The following is a 16,507-nucleotide window of genomic DNA, read 5'->3' as shown; positions in this document are numbered from 1 at the left end:
AAGATACTCGTAGATTAAAGCATAAAAGCTTTATTACTAGGGGACAAATGTATCAAATACTGCTGGCTATGTGTAGTGATATAGATCATTGACAAAATAGATAAATTAAACTTCAAGTTTATACGTTGAATAAATTTTTTCCTAAAGAGAAATATTCGTTACCAACCAGGGAAAAATACAAATTTTTTTTATTTTTACTGGAAACTCAGTATATAGTAGTGTAATTTACTAACAGATAAAAAAGTTACCTCCTACCAAACCATCTCAGCAGAAAATAAGACTACTGGTAGGTTGAGACTAATCACTCATTGCTTTGATTTAAGCCGATGACAAAAGATGCTCGCACACGCACAATTACTGCATTAGCCTGGTGTCTTGCTTGGGGCGAAAAGCACAATCTCAATCAGGATGAACTCAGTATGTTGCATCAAATGCGACAAGGATTGCAACAAGGGAAGGTTGTACCAAAAAGTATGCCATCTTTTGTGGAGCAAGCACAGCGACTCTACGATATTCCTGAAGACTACGCCCCCAAAACGCTAAAAGAGTTAAAGGACAATCCAGATTATTCAAAACTTTGGGAAGATAAAACGCCTATTGGCTTGGTTTATGGTGGTGCGACAAAGATTAAACAATATGTTTTTGAAGCGGCGAAACTGAACGATATTCGTGGTGCTTCGGCTTTACTTGATCGTATTAACCTTGATGATATTCCCAGTTTTTTTGGGGAAGGCAAGCGATCGCCAAAAATGAGAAAGTGGCTGAATGATAACCAATTCGTCGAATTAAGACAAGCTTTAATTCCCGAACTGATTATCTACTCCACAGGTGGAAGCATTCTTGCCTTTTGCCCTGCCGCATTTGTTCATCAACTCGCCAATGCAATTGAAAAACGCTACACTCACGAAACTCTGACTGCCAACTCCTGTGCAGTTGGTGACACTTTCCGCCTTTTAGAATTCCGGTTTGGGTTATTGCAAAAACCAATTGAGAATACACTATGGCTTGAAGAATACAAGAACAAACAAAATAATCCCATCATTAAAGCTTATTTTGACCAGTCGCACGACGAATCTTATCTTGACAAAGCAAAAGAACCTGAACCTAACTCAGACAAACTCAAAGAACTCATATTAGAAGCAAAATTCTGGCAACGCAAGAATTTTAACGAACTTGTGGGAAAACTTGCGAACCAATTTACCCACCGCCGTAACGGGAATGCATCACCAAAGGCAGAACGTCCCAGTCGTTGCTACCCGCCGATGTTTGAAACCCATCCCTACTTGCAACGGGATGGAACTGACAATCGATCTGCTGTGGCAGAAACGAATTTACCGGGAACGCCCAGTTTTTCTGATGCCCTAGCACGAAAAGTCATCGTCGGGCAGCGCAGCAAACGCGATGCTCGTCAGCATCGGGGGTGGTATAAGCATTTTCGTTTTCGCCTAGCATCAGGTGAAGAGAGATTATGGAAACCTGGCTATTTCCCAAGTTGGGTGACAAGGTTTGGAAAATTCCTAGAAAATGAAAATCACGAAGGTTCAGGATGCTTAGAGGAATATTATCGAGTAACAGAAGGTTCTCCAGTTACACAAGCTCTTTCTTTACGAGAAATCGGTAATGTTAGCACGCCTCGTGGCTTTGTGGGTTATATTTACGCCGATGGCAATAATATGGGTGGCTACCTCCGCCAGCACATTCGCACACCAGAAAAATACCGCGAGTTTAGCGAACAAGTTTTGAAAGCAACGCAGAATTCTGTCTATATTGCCCTGAAAAAACATCTTCAACCCCGCCAACTCAATCATCTCACTGACCCAGATAACATTAAACGTAATAGACAGTGGATTTATCCCTTTGAAATTATTACCATTGGTGGCGATGATGTCTTGTTAATCGTACCTGCGGATAAAGCCTTAGATATTGCCAAAAGCATAGGTGAAGAATTTGAACGAGAAATACTAAAATCATCAAAATTTAAGCTTAACAAACCTTACGATCCTGAAAAAGTCCACCGCTACCAAGGGGAAAACCCATCTGAGTATACATCTCAGTGCGAATTAAGTATGTCCGCAGGTGTGTTGATAACTGCTGAAAATACACCCATTTACTACGCAGAAGAACTTACCAATCAACTGCTGAAATCATCGAAGAAACTCGCTAAAGAACTGAAACGCAAGTACAACTATTATGGTGGAACAATTGATTTTTTAACATTAAAAGCCGTAACAATGATTGCGTCAAATATTAAAGATTTCCGTGAAGAAGGATTAACAAAAGGTAATCTAAACTTTTATGCTTCACCTTACACCCTTCATGAACTAGGAGGGTTATTGCAGACCGTGAAAGTATTGAAAAAAGCTAATTTTCCCAAATCGCAACTATATCAAATTCGCAGTTTGTTAGAGCGAGGTAAACATACTGCCATCCTCAACTATCGCTATTTCCGAGTCCGACTACAACAAGGACAAAACCAACTAGAAACCGGCTTTGAGAAGGCATGGTGTAAACCAAAAGATGAAACTAATCACGGTAATCTTGCTCCGTGGATGTCCAGAAAATCAAAAGAATCTGATGCAGATGCAGAAAAAACTATCTATGAAACTATTTGGCGTGACTTGGTAGATTTATACCCGTTTATAGTGGAAGATGACCAAACACCAGCTAATCAAGGGGAACAGCAAGAACAAGGAGTAAACCAATGATTTACCTGAATGCACTTCCTCAAAGAGTATCTGAACATTGGTCAGTGAGTGCAATTATTGATACTGCTTTGTGTATTGGTGCAGGTGGCTCATCGGGGTCGCTTGCAGATAAACCCATTGTCCGCAATGCCCAAGGACAACTCTTGATTCCTGGTTCTCAAATTAAAGGTAGGCTACGCCACGAATGTGAAAAACTCGCACGGGCGTTAGGCTGGCAAATTTTTTATGCACCAATAGCAACAGAACTTTGTCCAAATGAAGGTCAAGTTTGGAGCGAATTTAGAGAAATATATCAAGTTAGTGGCTACAAAGGCTACCACTGTGTTGTATCGCAAATCTTTGGCGATCCAATCTTACCATCCCGCATCATTGTGGATGATTTTACCTGTGCAACACCAAAAGACGAACTACCAGAAGTTTTGCGCCCTGGTGTCACCATCAACCGCCGTCGCCGCACTGCTGAAGAAAATAAACTCTATCTGCTAGAAACATCTCCTGCGAATACCCAGTTGGAATTTAAGGGTGATATTTACTTACAGCACCCCTTTGAGTCTGACAGTCCTGACTTAGCAAAGCCCTTAATTTTTGCCGCCTTACGTCGCATTCATGCTTTAGGAGGCAGTAAATCAACTGGTTTGGGATGGTTGCATTGGGAGAATTTACCGACGTTATCCTCTGATGACACAATATGGTCGAGCTTGGATGCCAAGCAGTATCTAGCAAATCATCAAGTTTCACTTGGTGGTGCAGCATGAAGAGAATTGAACTGACCATCACAGCATTATCACCCTTAGCAATTGGTCGTCAAAAACCAGGTGGTTCTATCAACGAGGTTGAACAATACATTCCAGGTTCGGTGTTGCGTGGTGCGATCGCTAAACATATCCTACACCGTGCTGGAATGGAACTCGAAAATCTAGCAGCGAACGGTGGTGACTTTGCAGACTTATTTTTGGAAGAAAACCCAGCCATCTTTCAAAATGCCTATCCCGCAGTTGGGAAAGTTGGCAGTAAGCATCAGATAGTAAATAATACGATCAAAGTTTTACCTGCAACTGCTGTTAGTTCCAAAGCCAATCCTGGCTTTTTATCCAAAGGGCATGGTGTATTTGATACGTTAATTGATTTTTTTTGCGCTGAACAATTCAATCATCATTATGACCCCAGCAGTTTGAACGCATTAGACGATAGGGTAGACTCGCGAGTCGAAACCTACAATTCGTTGTATAGCAAACATAACGGGAAACACTGCACTCATGCTGCTACAAGTCGTTTGTTGACGCGAGTTGGCATTAACCGTTACCGCGCTACATCTAGCGATGATATTTTATACAGTATCGAAGTTCTCAACGAAGCATTTATCGCTACAAATGAGGGTAAAAATAAGCAATGGGTTAACTACGTTTATCGCGGTTATGTTAACGTTCCTAATGACTCATTAGCCAAAAAACTCACTGATTTTATCAACGATAATTCTAAAGTTTTTCGGCTTGGTGGTTCAGTATCGCGTGGTCTGGGTAAAGTTGAAATTACTGCTAAAGAAATTCCATTTGCTAATGATATTTCTAGTCGCATTCATAGATTTAATCAAGCATTGTATAAACGCTGGCAAGATTGGTATGATGCATTTGGCGATCGCACACCTAACTCAATTAGTGATCGCACTTTCTTTACACTAAACTTGCACTCTGATGCAATTTTGACTGAAGATTGGCAGCGTACTACAGTAATTTCACCAAAAATGCTCAAGCAGTTTGCGGCTGTGAAAGACTCTACTAACTTAGAACTCCACACAGCTTACAGTAGTTATAGTTACAGTTCGGGTTGGAATAGCGCTTGGGGTTTGATGAAAGATGTTGAACTTGTAACTAATAAAGGGTCAGTTTATTTATTTAGCACTAGCACTCAAAATCGGCAAATATGGGAGAATGCACTCTCTAAATTAGAGTTGTGGGGTGTAGGCGAACGGACGAGTGAAGGGTTTGGACAGGTGGAAGTTTGCAATGAGTTTCATCAAATATTTCGGGAGTGTGCAGTATGACAAATTTGACTGAACAGCAACAAAAATTTGAGAAGCAAAGAGAGATACAACAAAAAGAACTTAAAATTCAAAAAGAAATTCGTCAAGTTGAAGATGATTTAGTCATAGCTATTGAGAAAATTTTGAAAGATGAAGATTCATGTAAGAACTTAGAAGAATCACAATATCGAAATTTAATGCACGTTGCTGATACAACTGATAGCACAGAAGTTATTAAGAATTTTTTACGATACCAATTAGGACGAGATAAAAAATGGGGACAAGGAGAAAACTCCCTCGCTAAAAAAATTATCAATGATATTGATAATTTTCTACCGCAAAAAGCTGGAGAAATAGTTAACAGAGTTAAATATCCCGAAAAATTAAAATATGTCAAATTGGAATTAACTCGGCGTTATCTCGGTTATGGCTCACGTCGTCTTAAATATCTTAAAAATGAAAATAAGTGACAAAGAAAAATAGCGTATATATTTTACAAAACACAAATATTCATAATTATGTTTGAAATCTTTAAAAATCGTCTAGAAATTATCGGTATTCTTGAAAATATTACAGCTTTAAGAATCAGTGCAGGACGTTCCACAGAACCAATAGGCTCGGATTTACCCGTGATCAAAGATGCTTTAGGTAGACCTCTAATACCAGGTTCGAGTTTCAAAGGTGCATTACGTTCGCGTCTCGAAAGTTTTTTGCGCGCAATTCATCTTGATTTTGCTGCCAACCCAGCCCAAGAAACAGATTGGTCAATTCCTCCAGATATGATGTCTGAATTTAAAGAGCAAATTAAAAATTTAAAGCCACAAGAAAAAGAGGAAGAATTACATAGTTTTATTATCAACAAAACTGATTTAGTTTCTTCGCTATTTGGTTCACCTTGGCTAGCAAGCAAATTCCAAATTCGTGATTTAACAGTAAGTGAACCTGAAAACAATTGGTTTGGGCAGTATCAAGAACGCGATGGCGTTGCCATTGATAGAGATACTGAAACTGCTGGTGATGGCAAACTTTATGACTTTCAAGTTGTACCAGCCGGGACTCCATTTATATTTCACGCAGTGATTGAAAATGCCGAAGAATGGGAATTAGGAATGTTGATGATTGGTTTGCACCAGTTTCAAACCGAACAAATTCCCCTTGGTGGCGGGCGTTCTCGTGGATTGGGAGTTGTTAAACTCATAATTAATGATATGAAGTGGGTTGATGTCCGAGATGAAAATTACAAACGAGATAAAAGTTACAAACCGCAAACAGACCCACAGAAAGTAAAAAGTTATCTCAAAGCTTTGATTGATAGCAACTCTAACCCAACTTCTCCCTATATTGATGCCCAACCTTTAAAAAAATTGTGGGCAGACACTTTTATTAATCACCTTTCTATCGAACTTCATAAACGCACCAATACTACAGCAAATTCTTCCCTTCAAAATCATGCATAAGCGATTTGTTAACCACTGCACACTTGACCTGACGATTATTCCAGATGGCCCAATTCTGATTAAATCTGGTCGGGAAGGTGCAGACCCCACTAAACCCCAGATGGAATTTGTCGAAACTTACCATAATGGTAGACCAACAATTTATCTTCCTGGTAGTTCCCTTAAAGGTGCTATCCGCGCCCACGCAGAACGTATTGTGAGAACAGTCGGTCATCCTGAATATGAAAAACCCTCTGACAACCCGAAACTTATTTGGGCGAACAATCCGTTGGATACTGATAAATACGATTATCTATATGAAAATCCTCAAGCTGAACAAGGAGTAAAAAAGAAATTACCCGCACCGAGAATTTATAAAGAATCATCCTTCACTGACCAGATATTTGGCAATATTGCGATCGCCAGCCGTTTCCGTATTCAAGATGCTTATCCTGATACCTCAGTACCAGTAAAAATCGAAGAACGTAACGGTGTGGCGATCGATAGAGTATTTGGTTCGGTAGCACACGGGCCTTTTGATTATCAAGTCTGCACTGGTGGCGCGTTTAAAACTAAAATCCACCTAAAAAACTTTTCGCTGGCACAGTTAGGATTAATTGCACTTGTGTTACGTGACTTAGATGCAGGCTGGTTTGGCATTGGGTTTGCGAAATCACGGGGGTTGGGTATAGTTCGCCTAGAGTACAACAGTGCTGTTGTGCAATACCCAGGTTGCATATTGCGCGACAAACAAATTTATTCATTTGGCAGTTCAACGCCGTGGGATAAGGTTTATCTTTTGGGCGCTGGGGAGTTTTTACAAGGTAATAATGGCAACCCTTATAATTACCCAACTAACGACCAAGAAAAACAAGAAGTAAAAGATATTTCGTTAACAGCAATGGATTTTAACTTTGGCGTACAACTGCGTTGGGATGGTGATGGTAAAAATGGTGTCCCAGATTTATTTACCAAAGCTGTTGATGCTTGGAGTCATTTGCTGCAAGCAGGAGGTGCGGTATGTGTTTCGTAGGGGTAAATCAGCAACCGCTATCTGCGGAAGAATTAATTAAATTACTTCAAACACTCTCAACTCCACCCAGTTATTACTTTTTACGCTGGGCGCATCGGGTTGGTGGGTTTTGGGAGCGGCGAAAAGACAAGTTTAACAACTTGGAAGATGATATACGCGATCGCCTACAACAAAATCCCATCAATCTGCAACCAAATCCTGTCAAAAATTCTACCCCCAAACAACCTAATAAAACTTTCCCCAGCCCACAAGGACAGTTATTTAATTCAATATTAGAAGTACGTTGGCAGCAAAAGCAAGGAAAATATCAAGTGTTACTTCTCAGTTCCCAAGATGAAGCAGCCATTTTTAAGCCTCAAGATGAGCAATATAATTTTCATGCCATTAAAGGTAATTGGGAAATTTTAGAGCAAAATGCCTTATTGCATTCAGCCACAGAAACTCGCTTTCCTAAAGGTTTAAATTCTGAAGAGATCAAAAATATTGCTCAAAGATATTTTCGGAATAAAGACACTGCTTCAGTTCACTTTGTTGCACTAACGATTAAAAATTAGCATGGTTAACAATTCCTCCCGTTCGCAAAATTTTGGTGGTTCAAATCAAGAACGTGGCCCCAGACCATACGATTTTGTTTATTTTCTTAACAAATCAGCAACTTCAAATAGTCCTCCCGGACACCATAAATATTTACCGAACCATTTACATGGCACTTTATTTATTACCCTAAAAGTTCAGACATCACTGCACATTTCAACTGGTGTAGTGTTGATGGGAAGCGATATTAATCGAGAAAACATTCCTTTAGTAAAAACAATGGTTCAAGGGAATGACAACGAACTATTAATTCAAGGTAGTTCTTTAAAAGGTTGTATCCGGTCAGTTTATGAAGCAATTACTAATAGTCGTGTGGGAGTCAAGCCCAAAAACCCTAATGAATACCCCAAAGAACGTCTACCAGCCACTGAGAAAAACCAACTTTGTCCTGCTAGTATAGTTTTTGGTGCATCTGGGGAAAAATGGGGATGGCAAGGGCTGATAACAATTCAGGATGCTCATTGTGAAGTGAGAGGTTTTGAAGTTGGTTTTATGCCTAATCTTTGGCGACCAAGACCGGATGAGAATCAGGCATATTATGATGAGAGGAAAACCGTAGGTTGGAAGTTTTATTACAATATGAAAAATTCTATTGACAAAGGTTTAGATAATGGTATTCCTGTCCAAGTAGCATTTAGAAATGACGAATTTAGCACTCAAGTAAATTTTAGAAATCTCAAGCCAGAAGAATTAGGAACTTTATTGATTGCTTTAGGACAAGATAAAAACTATCCTCTAGTCTTAAAAGTTGGTGCCGGTAAGCCGATTGGGATGGGGAGTATGAGCGTAGACATCGCTGAAGCTGAAATCGTTCAAAATCAAGCTGATTTATACAATCGCTATACGTCTTTGGCTCTACCAGAGAATCAAATTTTAACTGATGAATCGCTCAATGTTTTCATTCAAAATAAAATTCAACAAGCACACGAAGTATTAATTGAACAAGCTCAATTAAAAAAACTATCACAAATTCTCAGTCCTTCTACTAATCGTATCCCTCACGAAAGTTATTAATTAAATAACATGAGCAATCATATTATCTATCATATAGCTGATGAACATCTAGAAATAGCTCATAAAATTGCTAAGTTTTTAGTAAAAGAACAAGAGCGTATTGAACCAGGTAAAGAAGGTATTAATACTGAGTTAAGTAAATTGATCACTTATCTTGACTCGAAAATCAAACAAAATCTATATCTTGATAAAAAAGAAAGAAAACCATCAAGATTTTTTCAATATATTGAACAATTAGCCGAGCATGGAAAAATAATTGGGCATAGTAAAAAAACTACTAGTTACTATGAAAGTATTAATGAAATTTGTAATCAATATCTCAGATTGTATGAGAGAAAACCCTTAATAATTATACAAATATTGGGCTGGTCACAACGTTTAATGCGTTATTATAAAACAGTAGATATTAATGATGTATCTGATATTTTACCAATCGTATCAACAGAATCAGTAGCGAGAAAAACTCCTAAAGTAACAGAGACTTCCAATGTTGTAAAACCTATCAAAACAGAAGATATAAAAACATTAGAATCTCCTCCATTATCAAAGTCTTCTAAACCTGTACTTCCCAAATTGATAGAACCGAAGAAAGCAGAAGATTCACAAGCTTTAAAACCTCCTAAAATATCAGATTCTCCCCAGCCTATAAAACATCCTAAAACAGAAGGTTCAAAAGCTGTAGAGCCTCCAAAACCTTGGGAACGCTATCCTAAAAAACCATCTAAATAAGTTTCTGTGTTCATTGTTCAATAAGTCATATTTACCCCTAATTATTTTGTCCATGTGCTACATAAGCAGCATCAGCCACCATGCCCACTAAAGTAATTGCTGTATTCGCAGGTGCATAGTATCTACCTTTAATTGTTGTATTATTAATCGCTCTGAGTGCTGGTGGAGCAACGTAGATTATTAAAGTAGCTGTTTGTGGCAAAATCTGTAGGAATTCATCAATAATTCGCTTGGCAGTTTCTTCTCGTTTATCTGGTGGCAATTCAGAAAACTTTTTACCCGCAGCATCAATAGAGTTCTCTAAATCCAAAACACATACATCAGCTAAAAACTTCTGTGGAATTGTTGTTTTATTCCAAAATTTTACATATTTAAATTCCCTAGCTACCAGCAATTTATACTCATTTGTTTCTCCATCTGACGATGGTAAATAATAATCAACAGTAGTTGAACTAATAACCCTTTCGCGTTGTAATGTCCGTTTAACATTTCTAACTTCTTTCTTTACTAATCCAGCAATATGATTATCAATTTCCTGCTGAATCGTCTGACTAGCTACTTTTTTAGCATCATCTAAGTTTTTGCCAATCAAGTAGACCAGAAATCCGCCAAAAATAGTACTAAAAAAGGTAAATATCACTAAGGTAAATTGCATTGCTGCAACAAATCTGTTAAAGCTTTCACCTAGTTGACCGTTTGTCGCTTTGAGAAATTCTAACTGGCTTTTTAATAATTCAATATCATTGAGGTTTTTCGCAGGGGTTAATACTGGTGAAGGTGTGGGTGTAGGAGTTGGAGTTTGGGAAATCACCAAATCCCACAGGTGAGGTAAATCAATTGAGGGTAGCCAATTCATAAATATTTTGTTTATAGCAATTATTTAATCATGCGCGATCGCATCACTCTACAAATCCAACTTTAACTAAAAGCGATCACACAATCCACTCTAACTTTAACTAAATCCCAAATGTATTTTCATCCCCGTAAGGGGTAATGATTTGAAAACTTTCTTAAACAAGAGTATACCAAACTACTCACTCTTCAAAGCGCGTCGTGCCAACTTGACATAAGTCTTCACTGTTTCATAAGGCATCTCTAAATCTTCTGCCACCACCTGCAACGACTCGCCCATTTCCCGCCGTGCTAATATTGTCGCCCATTTTGAGGCTATTTCATCTGCGCGATCGCCACCCGTCCGCTTGCGTTTTGCTTTAAAAATCTGTGTTAAATCTTCAATGCGTTTTGCTAAGACAGTTTGCACATCAGGTATATCTTGGACAGCTTGAGATGACCAACCCAAACGTGTTTGTCCCAAGCCAAAAGTAGTTTTGTGACCAGTACCGCAGTAAGGTGCAAGTTTTCCTAAAGCAGAAAATAACTGCCCAAATTCTGGCTGTTTGGTTGCATCTTTAGCTAAACTCAACTCAATCGCCCCAGTAAATCCTGTGACTGCGCCTTTCTTCCCCGCCAATACCTTCGCGGTTGTCAGTTGGCAACGAGTAATCAATATATAATCATCTACCCAAGCCAGAAAAGCATCCTGGTCAACAGACATCCCTGAAAAGTCATTCCAGCGTCGCAGGTAGCTATGAAATACATTTACTGGTACTGGTAAGGGGAAGTGATGGCCTTTACGGCGAAAACTTGTAGGACTGAGAAATTTCAAAGCGAAAGTCTCATTAAGCTCAGATTCTAGCAGTTGCTTATAAGTCGTGGTCGGATGGGCAATTTTAACAGAACGAATCTGCAAAGGGGCATTTTTTAATTCCAGCACCTCTGGCAAATTTTCAACCCATTGCGCCATCCACTGTTGGACTCGATTAGATAAACCTGTGACGTACCAACGATAGGAGGTGTTTGCAGATAGTTGTATTTGTCTACCGCTACTGATAATCTCTCCATTTAAAGCTGAGATAGTAAACGGTTTCTCTGACTCTCCATCATGAAGGTAAGCAGACAGTTCAGAGTCTGTAGAACCTACTTGCTGGAGAAACCAGGCGTGTAGTCCAATAGTGTACTGAGGGAAGAGGTAACAATCTTTTGCAGGCACTAACTCAAATTCTAAGCCGATTAACTCTGTGTCCGGCGGCCATGTAAGCGGAGATGGAGCGATATTTGGCTTTTTTTGAGAGCGTCGAGGCATAGTATCATTTGAGCCACAGTTTCTATATTTTATCTTGTTTTCATCCCCAGCAGGGGATAAAGCTGTGAGTCGTGCTACTGCAATATGGGGTCAAATCAGAGAAAAAATAAAAATCCCTAGCAAACTGTTTGAGCGATCGCTAGGGATAAATAATATTATTGTCATACCAGCTAACCAAGTCTTGCTTCATCACAATTACCCTCCACTGTCCCGATCAAAGGACTTTAGAGAATATAATTTGTAGCAATAATCAGGATAACTGATATTAACAAAGACGCAGGTATTTAGATAAAGTCAATCAACTCAAAGCTTCATTATCGGGTAAATTTCGCACTCCTTGCACATCAAAAATAATCAAGAATTTGATATTTTTGATTGAATGTTGCAACACTTGTAAATAAGCAACTGCATCATTACGGCGGCGAAACCGTGCAACAACATTAGACTGTTGAACACCAGAATTCACGCCAGCATTATCCAACAGTTGTTCGTTAGATAAAACGCGAATAATGCACCACGGATGCAGTTGTTCTTGATAGGTCATAATAACCACCTTACAAATGCTCTAAAATACCCAAAACTCAGCTTTGAAATGACTATCATTACCGTAGGCTATGAGCATTTGCTAAGACAGAGCAAGATGCTATTGACAAATTACTTAAGTTGTGAATTTCTCGGCTATGATTCAAGATGGTCAAGGTGCAACCAGTCCAAAACCTGTTCGGGAATCTCCTCGAAATGTTCGAGAAAAAAATCCATCAAAGCCAGATGCAGTAAATCATTATGCGTAGGATAGCGTCGATTAGAACCATTTCTAAACCAGCCTCGAACTGTTGAATCCGAACGGGAACATATTAAGGCAATTAGTTCATAACTTACAGCCCATTTAGCATAAAATTGTGTTGGTGTCATGCTAAACTCCCAATTGCTATAAAGTAAAATCAGATGTCGTTCGCGTGTGGTGATTCGACGAATATTAGACATGATAAGCAAGTTAAAAGTTAAAAAGCAAAAGGCACTTACAAACAGCAATTTAAAGGAATTATCAAAAGTCAGAATTTATCAAGAGTCTAGTATGATTGATATATTCATTCATTAAAATTTCTCCTGACTCCTGAATTCTGACTCCTAAATTCTGACCTTGATTAGTGCGAATCTAAATGAGTAATGATGATGCTCATATCCTCCAGATAACGCCAGTAAAAGCGTTTCGCCATTGATGCAGAAGAACTCCAGAGTTCGCCATCTTTGCAACGATATCGATGGGTTCTTAAGCTGCGATATGTAGCTCCATTATTAGCGAAACATTCAAAAGCTTTATCGTATTGCTTGCGGTCTTTTGGAGATAATGAATCAAGTTGTTTTTGGGCTTTTGCAGCGAAAATCAAACGGAATTTGACAGCTTGAATGTGCATTCAAAAGTTTCCGAATGTCCAAACTTGACCGAAAGCGCAGAGATTTTTGCACAGGTGGAGCGCGTGCTTTTTTCCAAGCGTTCATTTTGTGATAATTTGTGTGGGTAATACTTTCTCAGGCGTTGCGTGAGCTAAACTATAAACGCAGCGTCATCTACTACAAACTCAGGTTGCGTTCCTAAAACTGCGACCTTGCAACGATTGTGTGCAGACATGGGATAGAATCTAACTTGGTCTTCGCGTTTGTTAACGAGTCGGAAGAGGTATTTGGATAGGCTTTGGTACTGTTTTTCATCCAACACACACTCGAAAACCGACTTTTGCACCCGCAAACCGTAAGCTTCTAGAAGTTTCGCCACTTTATTGCGACGGGTATCGCTCACGATGTCGTAGCAAACTAAATAAAACATCAGAGGAAGTAAAAAGTAAAAAGTAAAAAGGCAAAAGAAAGAAGAAAAGAGAGAGTTGTGTTAAGTTGGATTGAATTCAAACTTAAAAGCTTGAAGTTTAAGCATTTTTTTCTTTTAAACTTTACTTTTTACTTTTTATTTTTGGGGTTGATGAATCAAGATATAACTGAGAGAACATTTGACTTTGCGGTTAGGATAGTTAAATTGTGTCAGTCTTTGGAAGAAAAACCTGGAGTTCCACGCACATTAGCTAAACAGTTACTACGCTCAGGAACCTCAATTGGGGCTAATGTAGAAGAAGCAAGAGCAGGACAAAGCAAAGCGGATTTTATTAATAAAAATGCTATTGCTCTCAAAGAAGCTCGTGAAACTCAATATTGGTTACGCCTACTTGTTGCGACAGAAATTGTCTCACAACATGACCTCAATAAATTATTACAAGAGTCTGAGGAGTTGAAGAGAATTTTGGGAGCTATCATTGTAAAAAGTAAAAGGTGAAAAGTAAAAAGTAAAAAGTAAGAAGAAATGCGTAGATTAGATTACTACAAAAATTTCTTCCTTATAATTATCTTCTGATTTTTAACTTTTGACTTTTTACTTCATCCTCCTCTTCTCTTTTGCCTTTTAACTTTTTACTTTTTACTTCACTTGCAGGACGAAACTTTAACGCTAAGGGACGGTAAAATTCTACATCTCCCAGTAAAGATGCAAGATATTCTCGTACCTGTAAATCGAGACATTGACGATAACTTACTTCTCCGGCGTAAGGATGCAGTACAAAAGTTCGCAGTTTTGCTTCCCAATATTGGAGAAACTTTTGTAGAAGTTTCTGTGACTGGCTTTTCCCGTTACCATTCCCATTCCCATTGGTGTTAGTCAGATTGCGGACAAAATTTAACACCAAGTCATCGACAATAGGTGTGCTAAATTCCGCGGTAAAGTCCCATGCTAAAGGCAATTCCTGATGACTATCGCGGTGTAAAATTGCATAGTTGGGGTCAAGTCCTGCGGTTTTTAACAGTGTGTAAATATATTGATGCAGCAGTTGATTTCCCAGGTTTATTAGTTGGCTAATGCGCTTTGCAGTTGTACGCGGATATTCGTTGTAGAAGGTGATTAGAGAAGCAACGGCACAATAATAAATATTATCAGCTTCTTCGCTGTATTCGTGCAGTTCGTCGATTCCTGGTGCTATTGGTAAGTTGTCCATCAACAGCGTCAGGTAATTTAATGCGCGTTGAGTTGTGTGATTAGCGTGGTGGCGAGTCCAGCTTTGCAGAAAAGTATGCTGATTGTGCAATTTTGCCCAGATAATACTTTCTGCTGTAGCACGGTTAAATTCAGTATCGCGTGTGCGTCTACGTTGAGAAGTAAGATATTTTGCTTGTAGTTGAGATGGATTTTCTAGCCGTCCTAAATATTCCCCAGTTTGGGTTAGATATAAGACGGGAATCTGATGTGAATGAACGATTTGAATGACTTCTTTAGGTAAACTGATATTACCAAAGATGATGAACTGACTGAGATTACGAATTGGAATACAAATACGTTGATTTTGTTGATGAAACACCTTTAAATAATGGTGTTGAATTTGAAATGTTACGTCCTGTTCGGTGATGTAAATGGTAGACATAAATTGAAACCAACTAGGTTTAGTTGTAGGTGATAAAGTTTTCTTTTCTTACCTATATTTCAATTTTGTCAGGTTGATATATGAGTTCGTATTTGTGTAAATGCTATTTTTATATGACTTCGTATATGGGTTATATGAGTTACTAAAAAGGCAAATAGCAATCCTAATTCTCTGGTGGATGCAGATTTGCGTTCCTCAATAAACGGCGTAGATTGACAACACCAAAGCGGTTCAAACGTAAAGCGTCAACTGTTGCTCTACCACAAGCTGTTTTACCAATCACCTGGGTAAAATCATCACTCCAGCTAAAATGTTCGCTCCAAATTTGCTGTCGAGGATTATATAGTGCAATTTTTTCTCCCGTTTCTGGATCGCTGGCCTGTGTTTTGGTATGTTTATGACCGTTGCAACCAAAACAACTCCAAGCAAGATTTTCTAAAACTGTTTCCCCACCTGCTTGTCGGGGTTTTATATGCTCAACCGTAAAACTCTCAGTAGCAAATTGCTCCCAACAACGACAATACTCGCAGTAACCACAGGCACGAGATGCAACAATACGCCTCATTGATTCTGGGGTTCGCTCTGACATTAGGCGAAGTTGCTGTGTTTAGGTAAGAACTCGTTAATTAGCACTTTCAAATCAACTTTGCGAAGTTGAGCCAGTTTTATCAATGCTTCTGCACGTTCCGCATCTTGTTGTTCGACGCGTTCAACGTATATTAGTAGCTCTTGATACTCTAAGTCTGTAATTACTCCAATCTCGTTTTGCTGACGTAGATAAGCTAACCTTTCTTGTTCTTCGGAAGACAGACGGTGTTGAATAATTTGAAGCAAAGCGGCTTCGCTGATTTGAGGGTTTGGTGCTTCTGATACCTGTAAAGCTTCGTGAGAAAGGGCTTCTAAAAATTCGACCGCCTTTACTAAAGATTCTCTTGGTAATTGTTCAAGTAAAGCGATCGCTCTTTTACGAATTTCTGTAGGTACAGCCATTATTACCTGACCTCGTTTGCTTCTAGCTTAGATTATAACCATATTTCCCTGCTTTCTATTATGCGATCGCACTCTATCCTCTCAAGCAAAGAGGTTTTCATCCCCGTGAGGGGTAAGAGATTTAAAACACTCTTTACATTTTAAAAGGGGGTGTTAGGGTTTTGTTTCCATCCCCGTGAGGGGTAAGAGATTTAAAACCCTTCTCAACCAATAGTTGGTACCGAGGTAAATCTAGCAGGGTTTCCATCCCCGTGAGGGGTAAGAGATTTAAAACTATTTGGTGCTTTGGCAATGGTTTCTCAGTATCTTCAGGACTTACGCAACTGTCACAAGCAATGGCGCGGTGTAGCCGCGCCGCGCGCCAAGCAACTACACGATAAACATG

Annotated in this window: 20 protein-coding genes; 10 read left to right on the top strand and 10 right to left on the bottom strand. The window is 39.0% G+C overall.

Translation table 11 applies throughout. The features are described 5' to 3' along the window. Positions 1-326 precede the first annotated feature (326 nt). The 9 genes from cas10 to RMX98_RS17530 are packed head-to-tail and all read left to right on the top strand — an operon-like array spanning position 327 to position 9,531. Positions 327-2,705 carry a type III-B CRISPR-associated protein Cas10/Cmr2 gene (cas10, locus tag RMX98_RS17570; RefSeq protein ID WP_322678090.1) on the top strand — a complete coding sequence of 793 codons (2,379 nt, stop codon included), beginning with the start codon at positions 327-329 and terminating at the stop codon, positions 2,703-2,705. Further along, a complete protein-coding gene (locus RMX98_RS17565; protein WP_322678091.1) occupies positions 2,702-3,460 on the top strand; it encodes an RAMP superfamily CRISPR-associated protein in 759 nt (252 codons plus the stop codon). The genes cas10 and RMX98_RS17565 overlap by 4 nt, the downstream gene beginning before the upstream one ends. Next, positions 3,457-4,746, top strand: coding sequence for a CRISPR-associated RAMP protein Csx10 (gene csx10 / locus RMX98_RS17560; RefSeq protein WP_322678092.1), 1,290 nt, complete (start codon positions 3,457-3,459; stop codon positions 4,744-4,746). The genes RMX98_RS17565 and csx10 overlap by 4 nt, the downstream gene beginning before the upstream one ends. Next, positions 4,743-5,195, top strand: coding sequence for a hypothetical protein (locus RMX98_RS17555; RefSeq protein WP_322678093.1), 453 nt, complete (start codon positions 4,743-4,745; stop codon positions 5,193-5,195). The genes csx10 and RMX98_RS17555 overlap by 4 nt, the downstream gene beginning before the upstream one ends. 48 nt (positions 5,196-5,243) lie before the next feature. Then, positions 5,244-6,182: a CRISPR-associated RAMP protein Csx7 gene (gene csx7, locus RMX98_RS17550; RefSeq protein WP_322678094.1), complete on the top strand. Its 939-nt coding sequence runs from the start codon at positions 5,244-5,246 to the stop codon at positions 6,180-6,182. Then, on the top strand, positions 6,175-7,194 hold the full coding sequence (locus RMX98_RS17545; RefSeq protein ID WP_322678095.1) for an RAMP superfamily CRISPR-associated protein: 1,020 nt from the start codon (positions 6,175-6,177) through the stop codon (positions 7,192-7,194). The genes csx7 and RMX98_RS17545 overlap by 8 nt, the downstream gene beginning before the upstream one ends. Then, complete coding sequence (locus RMX98_RS17540) at positions 7,182-7,748, top strand: hypothetical protein (protein WP_322678096.1); 567 nt, start codon at positions 7,182-7,184, stop codon at positions 7,746-7,748. Before RMX98_RS17545 ends, RMX98_RS17540 begins: the two co-directional genes overlap by 13 nt. 1 nt (position 7,749) lies before the next feature. Continuing rightward, entirely contained in the window at positions 7,750-8,802 is a 1,053-nt protein-coding gene (locus tag RMX98_RS17535) for an RAMP superfamily CRISPR-associated protein (protein ID WP_322678097.1), read from the top strand. Between the two features lie 9 nt (positions 8,803-8,811). After that, entirely contained in the window at positions 8,812-9,531 is a 720-nt protein-coding gene (locus RMX98_RS17530; RefSeq protein WP_322678098.1) for a hypothetical protein, read from the top strand. Positions 9,532-9,568: 37 nt separating this feature from the next. Here RMX98_RS17530 and RMX98_RS17525 read toward each other — a convergent pair whose 3' ends face one another. The 6 genes from RMX98_RS17525 to cas2 form a co-directional block, all read right to left on the bottom strand. Next, on the bottom strand, positions 9,569-10,387 hold the full coding sequence (locus tag RMX98_RS17525) for a hypothetical protein (protein WP_322678099.1): 819 nt from the start codon (positions 10,385-10,387) through the stop codon (positions 9,569-9,571). A gap of 174 nt (positions 10,388-10,561) precedes the next feature. Further along, on the bottom strand, positions 10,562-11,674 hold the full coding sequence (gene cas6 / locus RMX98_RS17520) for a CRISPR-associated endoribonuclease Cas6 (protein ID WP_322678100.1): 1,113 nt from the start codon (positions 11,672-11,674) through the stop codon (positions 10,562-10,564). A gap of 298 nt (positions 11,675-11,972) precedes the next feature. After that, entirely contained in the window at positions 11,973-12,218 is a 246-nt protein-coding gene (locus RMX98_RS17515) for a hypothetical protein (protein WP_322678101.1), read from the bottom strand. 134 nt (positions 12,219-12,352) lie between these two features. Continuing rightward, positions 12,353-12,658 carry a hypothetical protein gene (locus RMX98_RS17510; protein ID WP_104898456.1) on the bottom strand — a complete coding sequence of 102 codons (306 nt, stop codon included), beginning with the start codon at positions 12,656-12,658 and terminating at the stop codon, positions 12,353-12,355. A gap of 161 nt (positions 12,659-12,819) precedes the next feature. Beyond that, on the bottom strand, positions 12,820-13,089 hold the full coding sequence (locus tag RMX98_RS17505) for a hypothetical protein (protein ID WP_322678102.1): 270 nt from the start codon (positions 13,087-13,089) through the stop codon (positions 12,820-12,822). Positions 13,090-13,220: 131 nt separating this feature from the next. Then, positions 13,221-13,499, bottom strand: a complete 279-nt coding sequence (gene cas2, locus RMX98_RS17500; RefSeq protein WP_322678103.1) for a CRISPR-associated endonuclease Cas2 — start codon at positions 13,497-13,499, stop codon at positions 13,221-13,223. 57 nt (positions 13,500-13,556) lie between these two features. Between cas2 and RMX98_RS17495 the strand changes: the two genes are divergently transcribed. Continuing rightward, complete coding sequence (locus tag RMX98_RS17495) at positions 13,557-13,997, top strand: four helix bundle protein (protein WP_322678104.1); 441 nt, start codon at positions 13,557-13,559, stop codon at positions 13,995-13,997. A 67-nt stretch (positions 13,998-14,064) separates the two neighbouring features. Here the strand turns inward: RMX98_RS17495 and cas1 are convergent, their stop codons facing one another. The 4 genes from cas1 to RMX98_RS17475 all read right to left on the bottom strand — a co-directional run. Beyond that, the gene (gene cas1 / locus RMX98_RS17490; RefSeq protein ID WP_322678105.1) at positions 14,065-15,132 is read right to left on the bottom strand and encodes a CRISPR-associated endonuclease Cas1; all 1,068 of its coding nucleotides are present in this window, start codon (positions 15,130-15,132) and stop codon (positions 14,065-14,067) included. 163 nt (positions 15,133-15,295) lie between these two features. Then, positions 15,296-15,721: an HNH endonuclease signature motif containing protein gene (locus RMX98_RS17485; protein ID WP_322678106.1), complete on the bottom strand. Its 426-nt coding sequence runs from the start codon at positions 15,719-15,721 to the stop codon at positions 15,296-15,298. Continuing rightward, positions 15,721-16,122, bottom strand: a complete 402-nt coding sequence (locus RMX98_RS17480; protein WP_322678107.1) for a hypothetical protein — start codon at positions 16,120-16,122, stop codon at positions 15,721-15,723. Before RMX98_RS17480 ends, RMX98_RS17485 begins: the two co-directional genes overlap by 1 nt. A 133-nt stretch (positions 16,123-16,255) precedes the next feature. Continuing rightward, positions 16,256-16,507, bottom strand: a 252-nt coding sequence (locus tag RMX98_RS17475) for a hypothetical protein (protein ID WP_409881587.1), incomplete at its 5' end; no start/stop codon positions are given.

It is taken from the genome of Nostoc sp. DedQUE02, assembly GCF_034531035.1.
Taxonomy (GTDB): Bacteria; Cyanobacteriota; Cyanobacteriia; order Cyanobacteriales; family Nostocaceae; genus Nostoc.
The sequence above is the reverse complement of the archived record's forward strand: the minus strand, read 5'-3'. Positions and strand labels throughout refer to the sequence as shown.

Coding starts and splice junctions, on each gene's coding strand:
- cas10 (WP_322678090.1), top strand. CDS start 327: ATGACAAAAGATGCTCGCACACGCACAATTACTGCATTAGCCTGGTGT.
- RMX98_RS17565 (WP_322678091.1), top strand. CDS start 2,702: ATGATTTACCTGAATGCACTTCCTCAAAGAGTATCTGAACATTGGTCA.
- csx10 (WP_322678092.1), top strand. CDS start 3,457: ATGAAGAGAATTGAACTGACCATCACAGCATTATCACCCTTAGCAATT.
- RMX98_RS17555 (WP_322678093.1), top strand. CDS start 4,743: ATGACAAATTTGACTGAACAGCAACAAAAATTTGAGAAGCAAAGAGAG.
- csx7 (WP_322678094.1), top strand. CDS start 5,244: ATGTTTGAAATCTTTAAAAATCGTCTAGAAATTATCGGTATTCTTGAA.
- RMX98_RS17545 (WP_322678095.1), top strand. CDS start 6,175: ATGCATAAGCGATTTGTTAACCACTGCACACTTGACCTGACGATTATT.
- RMX98_RS17540 (WP_322678096.1), top strand. CDS start 7,182: ATGTGTTTCGTAGGGGTAAATCAGCAACCGCTATCTGCGGAAGAATTA.
- RMX98_RS17535 (WP_322678097.1), top strand. CDS start 7,750: ATGGTTAACAATTCCTCCCGTTCGCAAAATTTTGGTGGTTCAAATCAA.
- RMX98_RS17530 (WP_322678098.1), top strand. CDS start 8,812: ATGAGCAATCATATTATCTATCATATAGCTGATGAACATCTAGAAATA.
- RMX98_RS17525 (WP_322678099.1), bottom strand. CDS start 10,387: ATGAATTGGCTACCCTCAATTGATTTACCTCACCTGTGGGATTTGGTG.
- cas6 (WP_322678100.1), bottom strand. CDS start 11,674: ATGCCTCGACGCTCTCAAAAAAAGCCAAATATCGCTCCATCTCCGCTT.
- RMX98_RS17515 (WP_322678101.1), bottom strand. CDS start 12,218: ATGACCTATCAAGAACAACTGCATCCGTGGTGCATTATTCGCGTTTTA.
- RMX98_RS17510 (WP_104898456.1), bottom strand. CDS start 12,658: ATGTCTAATATTCGTCGAATCACCACACGCGAACGACATCTGATTTTA.
- RMX98_RS17505 (WP_322678102.1), bottom strand. CDS start 13,089: ATGCACATTCAAGCTGTCAAATTCCGTTTGATTTTCGCTGCAAAAGCC.
- cas2 (WP_322678103.1), bottom strand. CDS start 13,499: ATGTTTTATTTAGTTTGCTACGACATCGTGAGCGATACCCGTCGCAAT.
- cas1 (WP_322678105.1), bottom strand. CDS start 15,132: ATGTCTACCATTTACATCACCGAACAGGACGTAACATTTCAAATTCAA.
- RMX98_RS17485 (WP_322678106.1), bottom strand. CDS start 15,721: ATGTCAGAGCGAACCCCAGAATCAATGAGGCGTATTGTTGCATCTCGT.
- RMX98_RS17480 (WP_322678107.1), bottom strand. CDS start 16,122: ATGGCTGTACCTACAGAAATTCGTAAAAGAGCGATCGCTTTACTTGAA.